We start from the raw sequence: 4755 nt of genomic DNA on the forward strand, positions 1-4755 counted from the left end.
ACTACCAGTAGGACCGATAAGAAGAATGTTACTCTTACCTAGCTCTACGCCTTCAGCCGTCGTATCACCATTACGTAAACGCTTGTAGTGGTTATATACTGCAACTGCTAGCACTTTTTTCGCGTATTCTTGACCGATTACATAGTCGTCAAGATGCTCACGAATCTCACGCGGCGTTGGCAGCGATTCCGATTCTTTCTTTGGAAGAACATCTTTAATTTCTTCACGAATAATGTCGTTACAAAGATCGACACATTCATCACAAATGTAAACAGAAGGACCTGCGATTAACTTGCGAACTTCGTGCTGGCTTTTGCCACAGAAAGAGCAGTAAAGCAATTTACCGCTACCACCCTCTTTGCTTTTATCTGTCATTCGCTAACCTCTTAGCCTTTACTCTCTATGTTTGAGTGTATATCAATTTGAATCACTTTGCGTTAAACAATTGCCCTGCAATTATTGACCGCGGTGATTAAGAACTGAATCCACCAAACCGTATTCTACAGCCTGATCAGCAGACATGAAATTGTCACGATCTGTATCACGCTCAACAACCTCTAGAGGCTGACCTGTGTGCTCTGCCAATAGTTTGTTTAGCTTTTGCTTGATCGTTAGGATCTCTTGCGCGTGAATTTGAATATCAGACGCTTGGCCTTGGAAGCCGCCAAGTGGCTGGTGAATCATTACACGTGAGTTTGGAAGCACGTGACGCTTACCCGGAGTACCACCCGCTAGTAAGAATGCACCCATAGAGCAAGCTTGACCCATACATACTGTGCTCACGTTTGGCTTGATGAACTGCATTGTGTCATAGATAGACATGCCCGCTGTTACGCTACCGCCAGGTGAGTTGATGTAAAGATAGATATCTTTGTCTGGGTTTTCTGATTCCAAGAAAAGCAGTTGAGCCACGACAAGATTTGCCATGTGGTCTTCCACTTGACCTGTTAAGAAAATGATACGTTCTTTTAATAGACGAGAATAAATATCGTAAGAACGTTCACCACGGGAAGTCTGTTCAACCACCATAGGAACTAGTGCGTCCATAATCGATGGCATTGTATTTTTTTCTTGGTAGCTCATATTCTTATGTCCCTAAAATAAATGGCCCGAATGATTAAATCATACGGACCATTGTTAGCAGAATTGTTGACCGTACGTCAACCTTCTACGTCAGATATTACTATATTAAGCAGGTTGCTGATTCATTAGCTCGTTGAAGCTAACTTCTTTATCAGAAACTTGAGCTTTAGCGATGATTGCATCAATAGCTTGCTCTTCTAGAGCAACATTGCGCATGTTGTTCATCATTTGCTCGTTTTGCTCGTAGTAAGCAATAACTTCTGTTGGATCTTCGTATGCTGTAGCCATCTCTTCGATGATAGCTTTAACTTTCTCGTCATCAGCTTTTAGCTCTTCAGTCTTGATTACTTCACCAAGAAGAAGACCTACAACTACGCGACGTTTAGCTTGCTCTTCGAACAGCTCACGTGGAAGTTGGTCAGCAGCTTCAGTGTTACCACCGAAACGTTGAGCAGCTTGTTGACGTAGAACACCGATCTCTTGATCGATTAGAGCAGAAGGTACGTCGATGTTGTTTTCGTTAACTAGACCGTCGATTGCTTGCTCTTTGATGCGGTTCTTAACTGCTTGCTTAAGCTCACGCTCCATGTTCTTACGAACTTCAGCTTTAAGGCCTTCAACGCCTTCAGCTGCGCCGAACTTAGAAACGAATTCTTCGTTTAGTTCTGGAAGCTCACGAGCTTCAACTTTGTTCAGCTTGATAGAGAACTTAGCAGCTTTACCTTTTAGGTTTTCAGCGTGGTAATCTTCTGGGAAGTTTACTTCGATTTCGAATTCCATACCTGCTGTTTTACCAACGATACCGTCTTCAAAACCAGGGATCATGCGACCAGCGCCCATCTCTAGTGGGAAGTTCTCAGCTTTGCCGCCTTCAAACTCTTCACCGTCGATAGAACCAACGAAGTCGATAGTTGCACGAGAACCAGCGTCAGCAGCAGCTTCAACTTCAGTCCAAGTCGCTTGTTGCTTACGTAGAGTTTCGATCATCTCTTCAACGTCAGCTTCTTTAACTTCTACTGCTGGTTTCTCAACAGTGATGTTTTCTAGACCTTTCAGCTCAACTTCTGGGTAAACTTCAAAAGTTGCGTTGAATACTAGGTCAGCGCCTTCGTTGTTTTCAACTGGTGCGAAAGTAGGTGCGCCAGCTGGGTTGATTTTCTCTTTAACGATCGCTTCGATGAAGTGACGTTGCATTACTTCGCCCATCACGTCTTGACGTACTGCTTTGCCGTACATTTTAGCAACCATCTTCATTGGCACTTTGCCTTTACGGAAGCCATCGAAACGACGGTTTTTCGCGATGTTGCGTAGTTCAGCTGTAACTGCATCTTCGATGTTAGCAGCAGGAACAGTAATATTAAGACGGCGCTCTAGGCCTTCTAGCGTTTCAACAGTAACTTGCATTATATAAACCTCAAAACTGGCTCAGTAATCTGAGCATATGAGCCGTAACTTAGCTTTAATTCAAAAGCCGACGTTGTTGGCTGCATCCTTGTGTAGTGCTCTATCCGAACACCTAATTTAAAATCGAGCATTGATGTCTGAATTGATTATTCAACCAAACACCAGACTAATCAGCGATATCTTCGTTCTTCACGCGTCGATTAAAACGCAATAAAGCTTGTTTTCGAAAACAAGAAAGGTATCTCCGATTAGCCTCAGGACAGAAATTTTAGACGCGACATTCTAGCGATCTGTTTAATCTCTGTCGAGCCGTTCACCTCTGCATGATGATGAATGCTCTAAATTCGTCCAACTAAATGATACAAAAACGATCAAATCATCACTTAGCACAACAGAAATGGGGACAATAGCGACTTTTTCAAGGGAATCGAGGGCTTTTTTTGCTAAAAACCTTAAAAAGAGATCTTGCTCTTGTTTTACCCCTCAGAGTCGATAACTTTTTCAACAATCCCCGTTACAAACCCTTAACCTACATCCATCTGGCGACTGTCTACTTTCAGCAAACACTACCGCTATTTGCTACCATAAACGAGAGAAGACAGGCTTGATTATTTACCAAAGAAATGAGCGGAGAGCCTTCATGTTTCAAGCTTTGAGAATCCCAATCCTATTAATGGCCACATACAGTTTACTAATGGTGTTCGGCGGTCATTGGGTGTGGAACACAAGCCATGAAAGTTTGTTAAATGATCATCAATCTAAGCTAGACCGATTTTCGGTTCATATTTCAAGCCAACTCGACAAGTTCGCGCACATTCCCGAGCTGCTTTCAAAAGACAAAGAGTTGGTCGATGCTCTTCACTCTCCAAGTAACTCTGCGCAAATCGAACTCACCAATCGCTACCTAGAACACGTAAACTCGGTGATTCAAGCATCGGACACCTATCTGTTAGATAGCATTGGCACCACCATAGCAGCCAGTAACTGGAATCTACCGCGTTCTTTTATTCGGCGAAATTTCGCTTTCCGTCCCTACTTTCAAGAAGCGATTCTTGGCAATGAAAATCAATATTTTGCGCTAGGTTCAACCTCTGGGAAACGAGGCTATTATTATTCTTACCCCGTCGCCTATGCCGCCGAGATTATTGGCGTCATTGTCGTAAAGATGGATTTATCGCTGATTGAAGCAAGTTGGAAAGGCAAACAGAGTTTTTTTGTTGCTGACGATAAAGACCAGATCGTATTTATGTCGAGTAATCCTGAGTGGCTGTTCAAAAGCCTTCAACCATTAAGCGAAGAACAACACACTCGAATTCAAGAAAGCAGGCAGTATCTCGATACAAAAATAGAAAGCCTGCACTTCTCCGGTGACTTAGAGAGTGCTACTAGCAATATTGAGTCTCCCCACAAGCTCGTCCAAGAGCAGTTCTTTAACTCCTCACGCTTCCTAGCCGAGCCAAAACTCACCATACGAGTATTTTCTCCGACCCACTTAGTTTGGTGGGACTTGGTTGCTTACCTTGTGGTTTTGAGCCTTATTTTTGCGATTATTTATCTAACGATGCAACTCAATCACCATCGACAACAAAGACGAGCTCAGATAGACAGACTGCAATCCGAAGCCAAGCAAAAGCTAGAATTTCAAGTGCTTGAACGAACATCAGAGTTGCATGTCGAGATTAAGCACCGAATCGAAACTGAACATGTACTGAGGCAGACACAAGACGAACTCATCCAAGCCGCCAAACTGGCAGTGTTGGGGCAAATGTCAGCAAGCATCAGCCATGAACTGAATAACCCGCTTGCTGCGATTCGCAGTTATGCCGACAACGGCCGACTGTTTCTTGCCAAAGAAAAAACCGAGCGTGTCGATGACAACCTATCGCGAATCTCGGCGCTCACTGACCGTATGGCTAAGATAAGCCACCAGCTTCGTTCCTTTGCAAAGAAATCCACTGCGGAAGAGCTGCACACGTTACAGATACTGCCAGTATTGCACTCGTCAAAAGAACTGATGAAACCACAACTCAAGAGTGAACGAGTAAAGGTCAACGAACTTCCTGAAACCTTTGATGCTTGCGTGCTCGCCAACGCCATTCAATTGGAACAAGTGATCATTAATTTGCTGACTAACGCGATTCAGGCGATGGAACAACAAGACGACAAACAATTAGCTATTCTGTTAGAGATTAGGAAGCCCGACCATCAACAAGCCAAGACCTTGCTGATTCATGTCGATGACAATGGCCCAGGCTTCACCTCCCCTTC

At 43.8% G+C, this 4755-nt stretch carries 4 protein-coding genes and 1 pseudogene; 1 reads left to right on the forward strand and 4 read right to left on the reverse strand.

The genetic code is table 11. The features are described 5' to 3' along the window. The 4 genes and pseudogenes from AB4653_RS10055 to AB4653_RS10070 form a co-directional block, all read right to left on the reverse strand. Positions 1-375 (reverse strand): ClpX C4-type zinc finger protein (locus tag AB4653_RS10055; protein ID WP_372104038.1); only part of this gene is annotated, 375 nt, incomplete at its 3' end. Between the two features lie 81 nt (positions 376-456). After that, a complete protein-coding gene (gene clpP / locus AB4653_RS10060; protein ID WP_004736080.1) occupies positions 457-1083 on the reverse strand; it encodes an ATP-dependent Clp endopeptidase proteolytic subunit ClpP in 627 nt (208 codons plus the stop codon). 105 nt (positions 1084-1188) lie between these two features. Beyond that, on the reverse strand, positions 1189-2487 hold the full coding sequence (gene tig, locus AB4653_RS10065) for a trigger factor (RefSeq protein ID WP_004736079.1): 1299 nt from the start codon (positions 2485-2487) through the stop codon (positions 1189-1191). A gap of 294 nt (positions 2488-2781) precedes the next feature. Then, positions 2782-2964, reverse strand: a pseudogene (locus tag AB4653_RS10070) (hypothetical protein); the annotation flags it as partial. A 163-nt stretch (positions 2965-3127) separates the two neighbouring features. On the opposite strand from AB4653_RS10070, the gene AB4653_RS10075 reads away from it, so the two are divergent. Next, the coding region (locus tag AB4653_RS10075) for a cache domain-containing protein (protein WP_372104041.1) at positions 3128-4755 on the forward strand (1628 nt) is incomplete at its 3' end.

It is taken from the genome of Vibrio sp. 10N.222.48.A3 (genome assembly GCF_041475345.1).
In the GTDB taxonomy this organism is placed as follows: Bacteria; Pseudomonadota; Gammaproteobacteria; order Enterobacterales; family Vibrionaceae; genus Vibrio; species Vibrio tasmaniensis_A.